The following is a 16,794-nucleotide window of genomic DNA, read 5'->3' on the forward strand; positions in this document are numbered from 1 at the left end:
GCCTCTCGGCCTGCCACCAGGCTAAACGGCATGACCGACAACACCGTGACGAAGCGCCCGCTGACCCTGCTCGGCCTCGGCGACATGGGCACCGCACTCGCCCGCACCTGGCTCGCCGCCGGGCATCCCCTGACCGTCTGGAACCGCACCGCCGCCAAGGCCGAGGCGCTCGCCGCCGAAGGCGCCGCCGTCGCCGCGAGCCCCGCCGAGGCGGTGGCGGCGAACACCCTGGTCGTGCTCTGCCTGCTGGACGACGCCAGCGTCGGCTCGGTCCTGGACGGCATCGACCTGACCGGCAAGGACCTGGTCGACCTCACCACCGGTACGCCCGCCGAGGGCCGGAGGCGCGCCGCCTGGGCCGAGGCGCGCGGGGCCCGGTTCGTGGACGGCGGGATCATGGGCACCCCGGCGATGATCGGCGTCCCCGCATCCGGCGCGTACGTCTTCCACAGCGGCTCCCGCGCCCTGTTCGACACCCACCGCGCCGCCCTGCAGGTCCCGGCCGGCGCCCGGTTCGTCGGCGAGGACCCCGGCCACGCCGCGCTGTTCGACATGGCACTGCTGAGCGGGATGTACGGGCTGTTCGCCGGCATCTCGCACGCCTACGCGCTGATCGAGGGCGAGGACATCGCCCCGAAGGAACTGGCGCCGCTGCTGTCCGAGTGGCTCGGCGCGATGGGGTTCTTCGTGGGCAACGCGGCCGACCGGCTGACCTCCGGGGACTTCACCACCGGCGTCGTGTCGAACCTGGCCATGCAGGTCGCGGGCAGCAGCACCCTGCTGCGCACGGCCGAGGAACAGGGCGTCAGCGCCGAGCTGATCACCCCGTACCTCGAGCTGATGCGGCGCCGGCTGGCCGCCGACCCGGTCGCGCACGCAGGCGAGGACACGGTCGGCGCGATCACCCTGCTGAAGCGGTAGCCCCGCGGGGCCGGCGATCTACGGGCGAGCGGTCTACGAGTACGCGGGCGGCGGCGGTCCGAAACCTTCGGCCGCGCCCGCGGCCGGAGCCTGCGCGTCCCCGGAGGCGGCCGCGTCGGTGTCGGTCTTCGGGTCGGCGGCCCCGGCCGCCGGGGCCTCGTCCTCCCCGGTCAGGTCCCGGACCATCAGGGTCGCCCCGGCCACCGCACCCGGCATCAGGAACACCGCCACCAGCGGCACCAGGAACGCCAGCACCAGCGGGATGCCGAAGCCGAGCACCAGCATCCGCCGCGTCCGCAGCAGGGTGAGCCGGTCGGCGAGTTCCACCCCGCGCCGCTGCAGCGCGACGGCGGTGAGCTCCTCGGCGAGGAAGAACCCGGACACGCAGAACCCGATCGCCGGGATCACGGTCTGCCCGATCACCGGGATGAATCCGAGCCCGAAGAGCAGGATCCCGTACAGCAGCACCCGGACCAGCACCTTCAGGCTGTCCCGGGCCGAGATCCACAGCTCCCGCCAGAGCGGGAGCCCGGACTCCGGGGCGTCGCCGCCCTCGCTGCGGTCGACCTGCTCCGAGAGGGACTCGTAGAACGGCTGGCCGATCAGCAGGGTCACGGCGGTGAAGGTGATGACCGCGACGAAGAGCCCGAGGCTGAAGAGCAGGGCGGTGAGGAAGCCCCGGAACAGCCCGAGCCACGGCGAGGACCAGCCGTCGGCGAAGGGGGTGGCCCAGGCGGTCAGGTCGTCGGCGCCGTAGCCGAGCCCGACCAGTGCGCCGGCGTACAGCACCAGCGAGACCAGCCCCGGCAGCAGGCCGAAGCCCAGCCAGCGGCCGTGTCGCAGCACCCATCTCTGTCCGGCCAGCAGGTAGCCGAATCCCCCCGCAAGATCACGCATGGGTCCAGTCTAGGACCGGCCGCACACGGCGAAGGCCGCACCCCGGGGTCGGGGTGCGGCCTTCGCGGAGCGCGAGCCGGATCAGACGGCGAGCTCGACCGTGATGTTGCCGCGGGTCGCCTTGGAGTACGGGCAGACCTGGTGGGCCTTCTCGATCAGGTCCTTGGCGGTGGCGGCGTCCACGTTCGGGATCACCGCGGAGATCTTGACGATGATGCCGAAGCCCTCGTCGTTCTTGCCGATGCCGACCTCGGCGGTGACGGTGGCACCGGAGACGTCCGCGTTCTCGTTGCGGGCGACGACGCCGAGGGCGCCCTGGAAGCAGGCGCTGTAGCCGGCGGCGAACAGCTGCTCCGGGTTGGTGCCGGCGCCGCTGCCGCCCATCTCCTTCGGCGGGTTCACGACGACGTCGAGCCGGCCGTCGTTGGTCGCGACGCGGCCGTCACGGCCGTTCTCGGCGGTGGCGACAGCGGTGTAGAGAACGTCGGTCTGCTGGATGGACATGTAAAGAGATCCTCCTGGTAATCGCCGTGACTCGCGCCCACGATCACGACGGTGTGCAGTGAGCCTAACCGGTGAAGGAAACGATCATCTTTCCGGTGTTGTCGCCGCGCAGCATGCCGAGGAAGGCCTCGGTCGCGTTCTCCACGCCCTCGACCACGGTCTCGTCGGCCACGAGCTCGCCGGAGCGCAGCCAGCCGGCGACGTCCTGGACGAACTGCGGCTGGAGCCCGGCGTGGTCGCCGACCAGCACGCCCTGCAGGCGCAGCCGCTTGCCGATGACCAGGGCCAGGTTGCGCGGGCCGGGGGTCGGCTCGGTGGCGTTGTACTGGGCGATCGCCCCGCACAGGGTGGCGCGGCCGTGCACGTTCAGGGAGGAGATGGCGGCCTCCAGGTGGTCACCGCCGACGTTGTCGAAGTAGACGTCGATGCCCTCCGGGGCGGCTGCCTTCAGCTGCTCGCCGACGGGGCCGTTCTTGTAGTTGAACGCGGCGTCGAAGCCGTACTTCTCCGTGAGGAGCGTCACCTTCTCGTCCGAGCCGGCCGAGCCGATCACTCGAGCGGCGCCCTTGATCTTCGCGAACTGGCCGACGAGGCTGCCGACCGCACCCGCCGCGCCGGAGACGAAGACGGAGTCGCCCTCCTTGAAGGAGGCCACCTCGAAGAGGCCCGCGTACGCGGTCAGGCCCGGCATGCCGAGCACGCCGAGGTAGGAGGAGAGCGGCGCGAGCGAGGCGTCGACCTTGGTGGCGTGCTTGGCGTCCAGGTCGGCGTACTCGCGCCAGCCCAGGCCGTGCAGCACGTGGTCGCCGACCTCGAAGCCCTCGGCGGCGGAGGCCACGATCTCGCCGACCGCGCCGCCGTCCATCGGCTTGTCCAGCTGGAAGGGCGGGATGTAGGACTTCACGTCGTTCATCCGGCCGCGCATGTAGGGGTCCACGGACATGTGCAGGTTGCGCACCAGGATCCGGCCGGGGGCCGGGGCCGCGACCTCGACCTCGCGCAGGGCGAAGTCTTCGGCTACGGGCCAGCCCTGCGGGCGGCGGACGAGGTGCCACTCGCGACTGACGGCGGGGATCTGAGACATGGGGCGCTCCCGAATCGAGGAATCGACGAATACTTCAGTACGTGAAACAACCATGCGCCTGGATATTTCATGTTGTCAAGTAAATGGGTACTCTGGATCCATGCCCAGTCGTCGCGCAGATCCCCTGACCGTTGAGGTTGTCGAGCTCATCGGCACCGTCGTGGCCCGCTACCACGAGGAGTACGAGCACGCGGCAGCCAGCCACCAGCTCACCGGCGCCCAGGCCCGGGTACTGAACCTGCTGTCCCTGGAGCCGATGCCGATGCGGCGGATCGCGCAGCAGCTGAAGTGCGAGCCCTCGAACATCACGGGCATCGTGGACCGGCTGGAGTCGCGCGGCCTGGTCGAGCGCAGGCCGGACCCGGCCGACCGCCGGGTCAAGCTGGCCGCGCCGACGGAGGAGGGCCTGCAGACCGCGGACCGGCTGCGCGAGTCGCTGGACTTCGCGCGCGAACCGCTGGCCGGGCTGTCCACGGCCGAGCGGGCGGTCCTGCGGGACCTGCTCAAGCGGATGCTGGGCTAGGCGGGGCTAAGCGTCCGGCTCAGAAGCAGATGAAGAACCAGCACGACTCCGCCGGCTTCGTCGGCGACGGGCTCGGCGTCGGGGACGGCGGCTGCGCCGTCCCGGAAGCGCTCGGCGAGGGCTTCCCCGACTGACCGGGCTTTACGGACGGCCCGTGCCCGGTGACACCCTTCGTCGGCCCCGTCTTGCCCGACGCGGAGGCCGACGCCGACGGACCCGGCTCCGGCGTCCCCTCGGCAGACGCCCCGGGTCCGGCCGACTGCGTTCCGCCCGCGGTGGCCTTCGCGGCCCCCGAGGCCTTCACCGGCTTCAGCGCCGAAGGCGCGCCGGGAGTCCCTTTGCCGCTCGGCAGTGGAGCCGGCTCCTGCGGGCCGTTCCCGTCGGTGAGCACCACCTCGGCGGCCCGGTCGGTCTTCTGCCCCTCGGTGACGATCCGGGCGAGCACGACCGTGCCGCCGACCGCGAGCACCAGGCCCAGCCCGACCGTCAGCATGGTCCGGCGGCGCCGGCGGTGCGTGGAGCGGCGCCGCGCACCGGCCCGGCCGCTGTGCGCTCCGGACAGCACGACGATCGAGTCCGCGAACGGGTCGGCGGGCTCTTCCGGCCGTGCGGAGCCGTACGGGGCTGCGGGCACGGGAGGCCCACCGGCGGCGGCGGGCGGCAGGTACTCGACAGGGGTTCCGCACCCGGCGCACGCCAGGGCTCCGTTGAGGTGCCTCCGACAGGCGTGGCAGTAGTCCATGACGTCCGCACGCTACGTGGTTCCACGCAACATCCGTATCGCGGGTTCGTGGAGGTCCTGTGTGGAATCGTTTCCTCCATGACTGCCTCAGCGCCCTCGGGACCCTTCGGTCCGGCCGCCTTCCAGCTGGTGCTGCTGCGCCGGATGGCGGACTTCCGGCCGGACCTCGCCGAGGAGGCGCGACGGCGGCTGGGTGCCTCGCTCGCCGAGCAGCGGGAGGCGAACAAGCGCTGGCAGGCGATGGTCCGGTCCCCCCGCGCCCGCGGGGCGCTGGCCCGCTACCGCTCGGTGCTCGGCCCGCCGGAGTCCACGGCCGCCCGCACCATCGGCGACCTGGAGTGCGAGGCCCTGCTGTGGCCGGTGCCGCTCTGGCCGGACCTGCGCTTCGAGGTGCTGGCCGCGCCGGACGGGGCGGTGTGGAACGAGTGGCTGGTACGGGCCCCGGGCGCGCGGGGGCCCGTACTGAAGACGCCCGAGGACCTGCGGCCCTGGTCGGCCACGGTGGACGAGGTGGCGCGGGCCTTCGCCCCGGTGCGCCCGATGGAGGGCACCGCGCCGACCCGGTGGCGGCTCGCGTTCACCGCGCAGGGCCGGCCGTGCGTGGCGGAGTTCACGTACGGCCTGCTCCAGCGCATCGCGGTCGACGGGGTCGAGGTCTGAGCGGGAGGGTCCGGGCCGCGAGTTCTACGAGGCGAGGAAGGACCGGACGCCCGCCGAGGTGGCGTCGTCCCCCAGCAGGTCGTTGTGCTGGAGGCAGCCGACCGGCGTGTTGGCGGCCCCGGCGAGCGGGACGCTGTTGTCCGGGTTGATGACCTCGTCGCAGTTCGACCAGAAGGTCGCGTACTTCACCGCGCCCGGGGTCTCGTCCCCCGCGTTCAGGTTCTTCACGATGTACGAACCGGGCGTCATGTCCCGGCACGCCTGGTCCCACAGGGCGCAGGCCCACGCGGTGGAGGTGCCGTGGTTGGGTCCGGCCAGCGAGACCCAGTGGTCCACGGTCGCGGCGCCGCCGCCGAACTTCAGGTACCAGCGGCCGACGAGCGAGCCGAAGGAGTGCGTCACGATGTCGACCTGCGCGACGCCGGTCTGCCGGCGGACCTGGTCGACGTACGCGCCGAGCTGCCCGGCCAGCACCTCGTTGACGGACCGGTGCGTGTCGTAACCCCAGGAGAAGAGCTCCGCGTCGGTGTACCCGGCGGCACGCAGGTCCTCGCGCAGGCCGCCCCAGACGCCCGGGTCGGCGTTGTAGCCGTGGACGAAGACCACCGGGTTGTGCGGCTGCACAGCGGCGGCGGCCTGCGCCGGGAGGGGCGCGAGGAGCGCCAGGCAGAGCGTCACGAGCGCCAACAGTCTCTGGCGGGGCGTCAGCATGGGGTCCCCTTTACCTTGTTACGCACGAGTAGCGCGGACGGTGCGGGCATCGTGGTGCCTGTCGGTACAGAAATCCACCCCCGTGCAGCACCTCTCACCCCGTGCGCCACACCCGGCCGGAGCAGCCCAACGGGCGATATGCCCCATTCGCCCGAGAAGATATGAAGTGCAACCGGCAGTCGCCGGTCTTCTTGCGCCAGCGCTCTCGGGAGGATCTGCCGTGACCGTCAGTCTTGAGCAGTTGCGCCGCTGCCACGTCGCCGTCGACCTGGGAGCAGCCAGGACCCGTGTGTACGTCAAGGGCGCCGGCCTGGTCGTCGACGAGCCCAGCGTCGCCGCCGTGAACACCCGCACCGGTGCACTCATCGCGGTCGGGTCCTTCGCCGAACGGATGACGGGCCGCACGCCCGACTACATCCGCGTCGTACGCCCCGTCTCCGGCGGCACCGTCGTCGACATCGAGATGGCCCAGCGGATGCTGCGCCACCTGCTCGGCGAGAAGCTGCGGCGCGCCCTGCGCCGCAAGCCCCGGCTGCGGGCCGCCGCCTGCACCCCGCACGACGCCGACCCGCTCGCCCAGCGCGCCGCCGTGGAGACGATGGTCGGGCTCGGGGCCCGGCGCGTCGAACTCGTCGACACCCTGATCGCGGCGGCCGTCGGCTGCGGCCTGCCCGTGGAGCAGCCGACCGCGACGATGATCATGGTGTGCGGGGCCGCCGCCACCCAGATCGCCGTCCTCTCCCTAGGCTCGATCGTCACCGCCCAGCGGATCCCGGTCGGCGGCGAGGCCATCGACCACGCCGTCGTCCAGCACCTGCGCCACGCGCACGAGCTGATGCTGCCCAGCCAGGCCGTCCGGCCGCTCCAGGTCGCCCTGCACGGCAACGGCATCACCGGCGGGGGCCCCACCTCCACCCTCATCCACGGCCGTGACGTGGCCACCGGACTGGCCCGCTCGGTCCACGTCGACACCGCCGCCGTACGGGACGCCATCCACACCCCGCTGACCGCCGTGCTCGACGGCATCGGCAAGGTGCTGCGGGACTGCCCGCCGGACCTGGTCGCCGACCTGACGGACCGGGGGATCATGATGGTGGGAGGCAGCGCCCTACTGCCGGGCCTGGACCAGATGCTGCGCGACGCCACCGGTATGCCCGTCGCCATCGCGGAACGGCCGGACGTGTGCGCCGTGCTCGGTCTCGGCATGATGCTCGAAGGGAAGATCGCCCCGATGGTCCTCAACCCACTGGCCGAATGACGGACGCGGTGCCCGAGCCCGCCGGTCCGGACGGTCCCGGGCAACGGGCCCGGCTGCCCGCACTCCTGGAGGCGGTGCTCAGCGTCGGCTCCGAACTGGAGCGACAGACCACCCTCCAGCACATCGTGGACTCGGCGACCGAGCTGTGCACGGCCCGGTACGGAGCGCTCGGGGTCGTCGACCCCGAGCGCCTGCGCCTGACCGAGCTGTACACGGCCGGGCTGAGCGAGGCGGAGCGCGCCGCGATCCGCCGCCTGCCCGACGGGCGTTCGGGCCTGATCGGCGCGCTGGTCACCGATCCGCGCCCGCTGATGCTGAAGGACCTGTCGAAGGATCCGCGCTCGGCGGGGTTCCCGCCGGGCCATCCCCCCATGCGCAGCTTCCTGGGCATCCCGATCCGGGTCCACAAGGAGGTCTTCGGCAACCTCTACCTCACCGAGAAGGTGGGCGGCGGGCCGTTCACCGAGGAGGACCTCGCCCTCGTACGCGTCCTGGCCTCGCAGGCGGGGATAGCGATCGGCAACGCCCGGCTGTACGAAACCGCGCGCCGCCGGGAGCGCTGGATCGAGGGCGCCGCCGCCGTCACCACGACCCTGCTGGCGGGCCGGCCGGCCATGGACGCGCTGATGTGCGTGGCCGAACGGGCCCGGCTGCTCGCCGACGCGGCGGCCGGCGTGGTCCTCCAGCCGACTCCCGAGGGCGGCATGGAGATCGTGGCCGCCTCCACGCACGGGGACCCCGGGGACCTGGTCGGGACCGCGATCGCCCCCGGTTCGCCGGTGCTGGAACAACTCCTCGGCGGGGAGCCGGTCTTCATAGAGGACTCGGCCACCGACCCCCGGATGACCACGCACGTCCGCGAGCGCTTCGGCCCGAGCATGATGCTCCCGCTCCAGAGCGGCGGCCAGCTGATCGGCACCCTCGCCCTGCCGCGCGCCCGCGGCGGGCGCCCGTACGACGCCGTGGACCGGCTGCTGGCCTCGCAGTTCGCCTCCCAGGCCGCGCTGGCCCTCGTACTGGCGGACGCGCAACACGACCGGGAGCAGCTGGCGGTCTACGAGGACCGCGACCGGATCGCGCGGGACCTGCACGATCTGGTGGTCCAGCGGCTGTTCGCGACGGAGATGATGCTGGAGAGCACGAAGAAGAGGTCGGCGGCCGCACCGTCCGGGGACACGGTGGGCGACGAACTCGGCCGGGCGGTGGACGAGCTCGACTCCACCATCCAGGAGGTCCGCACGGCCATCTTCGCCCTCCAGCAGCCGCCGACGGATGCCCCGACGACGTTCCGCGGCCGGGTCCTGCGTGAAACGGGCGGGGCGGCGGTCCTCTTGGGCTTCCAGCCGTCGGTCCACTTCGCGGGCGCGGTGGACGCCCTGCTCCGCGAGCCGGTGGCCGGCGATCTCCTCTCCGCCCTGCGCGGCGCCCTGGCCGCGGCCCACCGCCGCTCGGAGGTCACCTCGATCGAGGTCGAGGTGGACGCCACCCCGACCCGGGCCCGCCTGAAGGTCACGGACGACGGCCGCACGGAGTCGGGCACGCGGGGGACGAGCCTGCGCTGGGAGTCGGCGCTCTAAGCGGCCTCGGGGAAGTGGGGTTTCGTTTTCGCGTCGTCCGGTGCGGTGCATCGCAAGGCGGAGCGGCACGCTTGTACGGGACGTACCAGGGTGCTGCGACAACGCGGCGAGGCACCGTGCCGGACGACGCGGGAGCGTGCCCCACTTCCCCGAGACCGCTTAGGGGGCGCCCGGCGGCCGGTGTGTGACCGCTGCCCGCAAGGCGATCCGGGTGCTGGACTGAGCCACCCCGGCCTCCCGCTTGAGCCGGCGCAGCAGCGCGTCGAGCGCGGCGGGGTCGGCGGCCCGGGCCCGTACGAGGTAGTCGTACTCCCCGGTCACATGCACCACTTCGGTGATCCCGGGAAGCGTGGCGACTTTCCGCTCGAACTCGTCGTTGGAGGTGTCCTGCCGCAGGCTCAGATCGATGAAGACCACGAGCCCGCCCCGGGTGTCGGCGGCCGGATCCACGATGACGGTGAACCCGCGGATCACCCCGTCCCGCCGCATCCGGCGCACCCGGTCGGCGGTGGCGTTGGCACTGAGCCCGACGCAGACGCCGAGATCGCGGTACGAGATCCGCGCATCCTGCTGCAGGATGCCGAGGATTTCCCTGTCGAGGCGGTCCACACCGCGATTCTCGCAGTCAGGGCCGATATACGCCGCTGCGCGGACGCCCCCACCCCTCACCCTCCCGTTCCATGAGCGAATTCCTCTCCCCCGCCTTGTCGGGCGCGGTCGCGGGCCTGGGCGTGGCGATGCCGATGGGTGCGATGAGCGTGCTGCTGCTCCAGGAGGCAATGCGGAACCGCCGCACGGCGATGGCCGCGGCGGCGGGCATCGCCACGGTCGACCTCGCCTACGCGGCCCTGGCCACAGCGCTGGGCCCCTGGGTGGCCTCCCAGGTCACCCCGATCGAGGCCTGGATCCGCCTGGCCTCGGCGGCAGTCCTCCTCGCGATCGCGGCCCACGGCCTCCGCGACTCCGCGGCGTCAACGCCACCGCCACTCGCGGCACCGCACCCGGCCCACACCTCCGCCCCACCTCCACTCGCGCCCCGAGGCCCGGGCCACGGCCCCGACCCTTCGGACCCGTCGCCCCTTCAGACGCCCGATCCGGGGCGCAGCCCCGATCCCTCAGCCCCGCCGGCGCTTGAGGCGCGGGGCCTGGGGCGGAGCCCCAGTTTCGGGAAGGGGCGGGGTGGGGAACTGCCTCCCGCAGGGCCCGAACCCACCGACCGGCCTGACCCTCGGCCCGCGCCACACCCCCTGGCCGGAGCCATGGCGGGGACCGGAACGACGCCCTGGGCCGGGGCAGGGCCCAAGCGTGGCGCCGGGGCCGACCCTCAGCATGGGGTCGGGGCCGAGCCCAGGGCTGAGGCCGATCCCCGGGCGGGGACCGGGGTCGAGCCACGGGCCGGAGCCGGAGCCGTCAGGGCGTTCGGGCGGTTTGTCGGGCTCACGGCCGTCAATCCCACCACCGCCCTCTACTTCGCCGCCCTCACCACCGCCCAGGCCTCCACCCTCACCACCCCCACCACCGCCGCCGCCTTCCTCATCGGCGTCGCCGCCGCCTCGCTCCTCTGGCAGCAGACCCTCGTCACGCTCGGCGCCTTCGCCGGCCGCAAGGTCTCCCCCGCCGCCCGCGCCTGGACCTTCCGCCTCGGCTACGGCCTCGTCGCGGCCTACGCCCTGAAGATCGCCCTCCCCCTCCCCCACCTGACATGACCGGCCCCAACGCAACCTCCCCCGCCCGACAGCCACCCCCTAGGGTGATTCCGTGACGACGACCCGCCTCTCGGCCCGCGCAGCCATCGCCTCCGTGACCGACCCCGGCAGCTTCGCCGAACTCCCCACCCCCCACCGGGAATCGGCCCCCGACGGGCCTCTCACCTGGGCCGGCTACGACGACTCCCGCGCCCGCGCCGCCGCGCGGACCGGCGAAGAGGAATCCGTCGTCACCGGAACCGCCCCCATCGGCGGCCGCCAAGCCGCCGTGATCTCCTTCGAGTTCGGCTTCCTCGGCGGTTCCCTCGGCGAACGCACCGGAGACCGGCTCGAAGCCGCCTACACGTACGCACGCGAACACCGCCTCCCCCTCGTGTCCCTGATCGCCACCGGCGGCTCCCGCATGCAGGAGGGCATGCTCGCGCTGACCCAACTCCAGCGCGTGGCCCGCCAGTCCGTGCTCACCCGCGCCGCCGGACTCCCGCAGATCGCCGTCCTCCGCGATCCCACCACCGGCGGCGGCTGGGCCACGCTCGGCGCCGGGGCGGACGTCGTGCTCGCACTCCCGGGTGCGCAGGTCGGCTTCGCGGGCTCCCGGGTCCGGCCGGCGGACGCGGACCCGGCGGCGTACACCGCCGAGGGCCAGTACGCCGCCGGGCACGTCGACGCCGTCGTCCCCGCCGCCGAGCTGCCCGCGACCCTGGCCGGCTGGCTCCGCATCCTGGCCGCGCCCCGCTCCGCCGAGCCGGTCGAGCCGCCGGAGGCGCTGTCGGACGTACCGCCCCCGGCCGGCGGCTGGGACGCCGTACGGCAGGCCCGCCACCCGGACCGGCCGCGCGCCGAGGCGTACCTGGACGCGTACTTCGCGCTCCGCCTCCCCCTCTCCGGGGACCGGGCGGGCGGCACGGACCCCGGGATGCTGTGCGGGTTCGGGCTGCGGGAGGGGCGGGCCGTCGCGTACGCGGCCCAGTGCGGCACGGCGACCCGTCCGGCGGGCTACCGTACGGCGGCCCGCGTGATCCGCCTCGCGGACCGCCTCGGGATCCCCGTACTCACCCTGGTGGACACCCCCGGCGCGGCCAACGACGCCGCGGCGGAACACGCGGGCGCCGGAGCGGCCATCGCGGACACCTTCGCGGCGGTCGCGGCGGCCGGGGTCCCGGTGACCACCCTCCTGATCGGCGAGGGGGGCTCGGGCGGCGCCCTTGCGCTGGCCGCGCCGGGGAACACCTGGGTCACCCCGGACAGCTACTTCTCGGTGATCGCCCCCGAGCTGGCGGCGGCCATCCTCAAGCGCCCCCCGTCCGAGGCGCCGTCCACGGCGGACCAGCTCCGCATCCGCCCCCAGGACCTGGTCGCCCTCGGCGTCGCACGCGGCGTGGTCGGGCCCGTGGTCGGGCCCGCCTGAGCGAACCGCCCTCGCCGGCCCCCGCGTTGTCAGAGGCATCGGTCAGGATGTCCGTCATGACGGACGGAATGACCTGGCTGGCAGCCCCGCATTCGATCGCCTTCGGCGGATACAGCGTGGTGATGGCGCGCGGACTCACCCCGGAGGAACTCGTCGGGCGGCTCACCGAGACCGTGCTCGGCCCCCAGCACACGGCCGTCCCCGTCGGGGACCTCACCGGAGACGGCCTTCTCGAGCTCATGGCCGACAGGTACGGGAGCGAGTGGGACTCCATCGGCCTGCGCCACGGCCGGTGCGGCGACTGGTCGTACACGGTCGCCTACGGGGGCTGGATGGGCGAGTTCGGCGGTGGGCCGCCGCTCTCCCGCGGCGGCGTGGACATCTGCCACCTGGAGTTCGAGGAGGAGAACGGCAAGCCGGTCCCGCCCCAGTTCGCCTACGTCCACGACGAGGTCGTGCTGAGCGCCTTCAACCTGCACCTGGACGGCTCTTGGGGCTACGACGGTGTCGTCGGCGAGCCCGAGGTGGCCTCCCGCGTCCAGGCCGAGCTGACCGCCGCCGGCCTCCCGGACGAGGAAGCGGACCGCAGGGACGTCCACCGCACCGCCCTGGGGATCGTGGAGCGCCACTTCGGCCTCTCGCTGCCCCGGGACGAGATCGTGACCGGCACCCTCCCGGCCGTACTCCTGGAGCCGGCGTAACTCCCTGACCGGCCGCCGCTTCCGCCAACTCCCGTTCACATCCGCCCGGACCGTGCGAACCGTGCAGGACTGATCCCCACGTACCGCCCGAAGTGCCGCGTCAGATGCGCCTGGTCGTAGAATCCGGCAGCCACGGCCGCCGCGGCCGGACGCATCCCGGCCAGCAGCAGCCGCCGCGCCCGGGCCACCCGCCGCCCGGTCAGGTACGCGTGCGGCGGCAGCCCGTACGCCTTCCGGAAGCTGCGGATCAGGTGCGTGGGATGTACGGGTCCCAGCACCGCCGACGCCTCCTCCAGGGTGATCCCCTCGACCACCCGCGCGTCGAGCAGCTCGCGCAGCCGTACGGCGAGCCCCGCGCCCGGCGCGCCGCCGGGGGCGGCCTCCCGGCCCGCCAGCCGGATCCACAGCCGCTCCCGAACGAAAGCCAGCCGCGATTCCGCCTCGAAGCCCTCCGCCGGCGACTGCTGCGAGCCCAGCGCGAGGTGCAGCCCGTGTACACGCTCCAGCAGCGCGCGGTCGAACAGCAGCGGCGTGTCGACGGCGGCGCCGGCCAGGTGCTCCGGGAGGACGGAAGTGTCGAGGTAGAGCACCCGCTTGCGGAATCCGGCCTCGGTGACGGTCCGTCCGTCGTGCGCGACCCCGGGCGGCAACAGGACCACGGCGTCCGAGACCCCGACGCCGTGCCGCTCCCGGTCGAGCGCGAAGTCGACGCGGCCGCCGTCCAGGATCATCAGCGCCCAGGTGTCGTGGACATGGGCCGGGTACGCGTGGTCGGTGAAACGGGCGTGGAAGACCTCGGCGATGCCGGCAACCGACGGCTGCCAGGCGGAGACGGTACTGCGCGGACGGATCGCGGCCATGCCAGGAACGTACAAGACGGCCCCTGCTCCCTCCGGCAGTCTCTCCCCATGACAACGCACCCGATGCACCCCGTGAACATCGCGCGGGAGCTGTCCGCGTTCGACGAGCAGTGGGCCCAGCGCCGCATCGCCCGGATCAACGACTACGAGGTCAAGGCCGCCAAGCTCCAGGGCGAGTTCGTGTGGCACACCCACGAGGACACCGACGAGATGTTCCTCGTCGTCAGCGGGACCCTCACGATCCGCCTCCGCGACGGGGACGTGGTCGTCGGCCCCGGCGAGCTGTACGTCGTACCGCGCGGGGTCGAGCACTGCCCGGCGGCGGACGAAGAGGTCTCGATCCTGCTGTTCGAGCCGGCCGGCACGGCCAACACGGGCGATGCGGGCGGCGAGCGCACCCGGGAGCCGGTCGACGCCTGAGCGGTCCCGGGGCCTCACTCGGCAGGCGGCACGCATCGGGCGGTGCGCATCGGGCGGTGCGCATCAAGCCTCATGCATCACGCCTGCGGCGACCTCGCGTCGTACCGGGCGAACCCGCGCCAGCGCAGGGCCAGCAGGAGCAGCACCAGCACGCACCCGAGCCCGCCGCCCGTGATCGCCATGGTCGGGGAGGTCCGGTCGCCGACGGTCCCGGCGAAGAAGTCCCCGAGCCGGGGCCCGCCCGCGACGACCACGATGAACACGCCCTGCAGGCGGCCGCGCATCTCGTCCGGCGTCGCGGCCTGCATCATCGTGGACCGGAACACCATGGAGATGGTGTCGGCGCAGCCGGCCAGGGCCAGGAAGAACAGCCCGAGCCACAGGTTCCGGGTGAGTCCGAAGACGGCGATGGCCAGCCCCCAGGCGGCCACGGAGATCAGGATGGCCAGCCCGTGCCGGCGGATGCGGCCCTGCCAGCCGGAGAACAGCCCGCCCAGCAGCGCCCCGACGGCCGGCGCGGCCACCAGCAGGCCGACGGTCTTGGCGTCGCCGCCGTACCAGAGCACGGCGATGGCCGGGAACAGCGCCTTCGGCTGGGCCAGCACCATGGCGGCCATGTCGGAGAAGAAGGTCATCCGGATGTTCGGCCGCGTCCCGAGGAAGCGCAGCCCGTCCAGTACCGAGGCCCGCCCCCGCTTGCCGCCCTCCCGCTCGGGCAGCATCGCGGGCAGCCGCCACATCGCGTAGAGGGCGGCGCAGAACGTGACGGCGTCGACCAGGTACGCGGCCTGGTAGCCCCACCAGCCGACGATGAGCCCGCCGAGCACCGGGCCGATCATCGTCCCGGAGGTCATCGTCACCGAGTTCAGCGCGTTGGCGGCGGGCAGCTGCTCGGCCGGCAGCAGGCGCGGGATCATCGCGGACCGGGCAGGCCCGTTGAGGGCGCCGCAGACCGCCTGGAGCGCGACGACCGTGTACAGCAGCCAGACCCGGTGGTAGTCGAGCAGCGCGGCGCCGGCGAGCGCGATCGACAGGGCCGTCAGGCCGAGGGAGCTGTACAGGCCGAGCTTGCGCCGGTCCACGGTGTCGGCGATGGCCCCGCCGTAGAGCCCGAAGACGACGAGCGGGACGACGGAGAACAGTCCGACGAGCCCGACCGAGAAGCTGGACCGGGTGATGTCGTACACCTGGAGCGAGATCGCGAGGGCGGTCATCGCCTGGCCCATCCAGGAGATGGTGCCGCCGACCCACAGCCGCCGGTAGTCCGGGGACGTGCGCAGCGGGGTCAGGTCCGCGAATATCCGCGTCGCGCGTCGGGTGGGTGTGGGTGTGGGCGTGGGGGTGCTCGTACCGGTCACAGCGGATGATAACCGGCGGCCGTTCGACGGCCCCAGGCATTAAACGCGGCCGGAGCCGGGCCCGAGCCGGGGCCGGCGCCCGGCAGGAGCCCGCCGGTACCCCGTCCCCGCACCTCGTTCGCACCCCGGCCGGTTCCCGCACGCGCACCAGTCGCCCCACCCGGATCCGCGGTCTCAGACCGAGCCGATCCTTGCCGGTAACTCGCCACTGCCGCCGCACATTTGACTGAATCGGCGTGCGCTCCTCACCTCGTGTTCAGCTCATGATGAAAAGACTCGTATGTCCAGGGAGGCGTAGTGATCGAACCTGGCAACAGCACCACGAGCACCGGCAGCGCGGACAACGGCGTCCACGCGACCCCTCTCACGGCCCCGCTGACCGTCGGTGTCGAGGAGGAGTTCCTCCTCGTCGACGCCCGCACCTTCCGGGTGGTCCCGGCCGCCCCGCTCGTCCTGGCCACCGCCGCGGGCCTGCCCCACGAAGTGCACCCCGAGGGCACCCGCTACCAGGTGGAGATCTCCACCCCGGTCGCCGATTCGGCGCCCGTCCTGCGCGAGGAGCTCGCCACCCTGCGGCGTACCCTCGCCCGGGCGGCCCGCGCCCACGGCTGCCGGCTGCTGGCCGCGCCCTCGCCGGTCGTGGCCGTGGAAGGGCCGCTGCACCTGACCGACGACGAGCCGCGCCAGCGCGAGCAGCACCGCCGCTTCGGCGCGCTCACCGACACCCTCGTCAGCTGCGGCCGCCACATCCACATCGGCACCCTCGACGTGGACACGGCGGTGGCGGTCTCGAACCGGGTCAGACCATGGCTGCCCACGCTGATCGCGCTGGCCGCCAACTCGCCGTTCTGGGGCGGCCGTGACACCGGTCACGCCAGCTGGCGGGCGATGGCCTGGTCGGGCTGGCCCTCGGCGGGCCTGCCCCCGCACTTCACGTCCACGGCCCACTTCCGGCGCTCGGTGCAGACCCTGCTCGGCTCCGGGGCGGCCCTGGACACGAAGATGGTCTATTGGGACCTCCGCCCGTCCGGGCACTGGCCGACGCTCGAGATCCGGGCGCCCGACATGTCCCCGGACATCGACACGGCGATCCTCCAGGCCGAGCTGGTCCGCGCCCTGGTGGCGACCATCCTGCGGGACATCGCGGAGCAGCGTCCCGAACCGGCGCTGCGGGAAGACGTACTGCGCCTCGCGCGCTGGCGGGCGGCCCACGACGGGCTGGAGGGCTTCGGCCTCGACCCGTACACGGGGGCCGAAATCCCGGCGGCGGACCTGGCGGAGGCCCTGCTGGAACTGGTCGCCCCGGAACTGGCGGCGTCGGGCGAGCTCGACCACGCGGCCAAGACTCTGGGAGGCCTCTTGCGCGACGGCTCGGGCGCCCACCGCCAACGCGCGGCATTCGCCCGCCGCCAGGACCTGAACGACGTACTGCGCCACTTGGCGGACGAAACGGAGAACTTCTGA

At 73.2% G+C, this 16,794-nt stretch carries 18 protein-coding genes; 10 read left to right on the forward strand and 8 right to left on the reverse strand.

All coding sequences use genetic code 11. From position 1 onward, the window contains the following. The first annotated feature begins 30 nt into the window (after nt 1-30). Nucleotides 31-921 carry an NAD(P)-binding domain-containing protein gene (locus tag AB0M76_RS07470; RefSeq protein ID WP_365952012.1) on the forward strand — a complete coding sequence of 297 codons (891 nt, stop codon included), beginning with the start codon at nt 31-33 and terminating at the stop codon, nt 919-921. A gap of 33 nt (nt 922-954) precedes the next feature. On the opposite strand, the gene AB0M76_RS07475 is transcribed toward AB0M76_RS07470, so the two are convergent. From AB0M76_RS07475 to AB0M76_RS07485, 3 genes are all read right to left on the reverse strand, one after another. Then, nucleotides 955-1,818 (reverse strand): EI24 domain-containing protein, encoded by an 864-nt coding sequence (locus AB0M76_RS07475; protein ID WP_365952013.1) that lies wholly within the window; start codon nt 1,816-1,818, stop codon nt 955-957. An 81-nt stretch (nt 1,819-1,899) separates the two neighbouring features. Continuing rightward, the gene (locus tag AB0M76_RS07480) at nt 1,900-2,322 is read right to left on the reverse strand and encodes an organic hydroperoxide resistance protein (protein ID WP_365952014.1); all 423 of its coding nucleotides are present in this window, start codon (nt 2,320-2,322) and stop codon (nt 1,900-1,902) included. A 64-nt stretch (nt 2,323-2,386) separates the two neighbouring features. Further along, nucleotides 2,387-3,406, reverse strand: a complete 1,020-nt coding sequence (locus AB0M76_RS07485; protein WP_365952015.1) for an NADP-dependent oxidoreductase — start codon at nt 3,404-3,406, stop codon at nt 2,387-2,389. 100 nt (nt 3,407-3,506) lie between these two features. Here AB0M76_RS07485 and AB0M76_RS07490 point away from each other — a divergent pair, with 100 nt between their 5' ends. Continuing rightward, entirely contained in the window at nt 3,507-3,929 is a 423-nt protein-coding gene (locus AB0M76_RS07490; protein WP_266994296.1) for a MarR family transcriptional regulator, read from the forward strand. A gap of 19 nt (nt 3,930-3,948) precedes the next feature. Here AB0M76_RS07490 and AB0M76_RS07495 read toward each other — a convergent pair whose 3' ends face one another. Next, the gene (locus tag AB0M76_RS07495; RefSeq protein WP_365952016.1) at nt 3,949-4,563 is read right to left on the reverse strand and encodes a hypothetical protein; all 615 of its coding nucleotides are present in this window, start codon (nt 4,561-4,563) and stop codon (nt 3,949-3,951) included. 186 nt (nt 4,564-4,749) lie between these two features. Here AB0M76_RS07495 and AB0M76_RS07500 point away from each other — a divergent pair, with 186 nt between their 5' ends. Further along, nucleotides 4,750-5,331 (forward strand): hypothetical protein, encoded by a 582-nt coding sequence (locus tag AB0M76_RS07500; RefSeq protein WP_365952017.1) that lies wholly within the window; start codon nt 4,750-4,752, stop codon nt 5,329-5,331. A 24-nt stretch (nt 5,332-5,355) separates the two neighbouring features. Here the strand turns inward: AB0M76_RS07500 and AB0M76_RS07505 are convergent, their stop codons facing one another. After that, complete coding sequence (locus AB0M76_RS07505; protein WP_365952018.1) at nt 5,356-6,042, reverse strand: triacylglycerol lipase; 687 nt, start codon at nt 6,040-6,042, stop codon at nt 5,356-5,358. 220 nt (nt 6,043-6,262) lie between these two features. Between AB0M76_RS07505 and AB0M76_RS07510 the strand changes: the two genes are divergently transcribed. After that, nucleotides 6,263-7,300 carry a rod shape-determining protein gene (locus AB0M76_RS07510; RefSeq protein WP_266629506.1) on the forward strand — a complete coding sequence of 346 codons (1,038 nt, stop codon included), beginning with the start codon at nt 6,263-6,265 and terminating at the stop codon, nt 7,298-7,300. Further along, entirely contained in the window at nt 7,297-8,877 is a 1,581-nt protein-coding gene (locus tag AB0M76_RS07515) for a GAF domain-containing protein (protein ID WP_365952019.1), read from the forward strand. Before AB0M76_RS07510 ends, AB0M76_RS07515 begins: the two co-directional genes overlap by 4 nt. A 159-nt stretch (nt 8,878-9,036) precedes the next feature. On the opposite strand, the gene AB0M76_RS07520 is transcribed toward AB0M76_RS07515, so the two are convergent. Continuing rightward, on the reverse strand, nt 9,037-9,486 hold the full coding sequence (locus tag AB0M76_RS07520) for an Lrp/AsnC family transcriptional regulator (protein ID WP_365952020.1): 450 nt from the start codon (nt 9,484-9,486) through the stop codon (nt 9,037-9,039). 71 nt (nt 9,487-9,557) lie between these two features. Between AB0M76_RS07520 and AB0M76_RS07525 the strand changes: the two genes are divergently transcribed. From AB0M76_RS07525 to AB0M76_RS07535, 3 genes are read left to right on the forward strand one after another with little or no spacing between them, the layout of a single operon-like run. Next, a complete protein-coding gene (locus AB0M76_RS07525; RefSeq protein ID WP_365952021.1) occupies nt 9,558-10,583 on the forward strand; it encodes a LysE family transporter in 1,026 nt (341 codons plus the stop codon). 52 nt (nt 10,584-10,635) lie between these two features. Further along, nucleotides 10,636-11,991, forward strand: coding sequence for a carboxyl transferase domain-containing protein (locus AB0M76_RS07530; protein WP_365952022.1), 1,356 nt, complete (start codon nt 10,636-10,638; stop codon nt 11,989-11,991). Between the two features lie 56 nt (nt 11,992-12,047). Next, the gene (locus AB0M76_RS07535; protein ID WP_365952023.1) at nt 12,048-12,692 is read left to right on the forward strand and encodes a hypothetical protein; all 645 of its coding nucleotides are present in this window, start codon (nt 12,048-12,050) and stop codon (nt 12,690-12,692) included. 35 nt (nt 12,693-12,727) lie between these two features. Here the strand turns inward: AB0M76_RS07535 and AB0M76_RS07540 are convergent, their stop codons facing one another. Then, on the reverse strand, nt 12,728-13,552 hold the full coding sequence (locus AB0M76_RS07540) for an AraC family transcriptional regulator (RefSeq protein ID WP_365952024.1): 825 nt from the start codon (nt 13,550-13,552) through the stop codon (nt 12,728-12,730). A 48-nt stretch (nt 13,553-13,600) separates the two neighbouring features. Here AB0M76_RS07540 and AB0M76_RS07545 point away from each other — a divergent pair, with 48 nt between their 5' ends. Further along, nucleotides 13,601-13,972 (forward strand): cupin domain-containing protein, encoded by a 372-nt coding sequence (locus AB0M76_RS07545; protein WP_365952025.1) that lies wholly within the window; start codon nt 13,601-13,603, stop codon nt 13,970-13,972. Nucleotides 13,973-14,049: 77 nt separating this feature from the next. Here AB0M76_RS07545 and AB0M76_RS07550 read toward each other — a convergent pair whose 3' ends face one another. Next, nucleotides 14,050-15,330: an MFS transporter gene (locus AB0M76_RS07550; RefSeq protein ID WP_365952026.1), complete on the reverse strand. Its 1,281-nt coding sequence runs from the start codon at nt 15,328-15,330 to the stop codon at nt 14,050-14,052. Nucleotides 15,331-15,627: 297 nt separating this feature from the next. Between AB0M76_RS07550 and AB0M76_RS07555 the strand changes: the two genes are divergently transcribed. Continuing rightward, entirely contained in the window at nt 15,628-16,794 is a 1,167-nt protein-coding gene (locus AB0M76_RS07555) for a glutamate--cysteine ligase (RefSeq protein ID WP_365952027.1), read from the forward strand.

The organism is Streptomyces sp. NPDC051364, assembly GCF_040682115.1.
Lineage (GTDB): Bacteria > Actinomycetota > Actinomycetes > Streptomycetales > Streptomycetaceae > Streptomyces.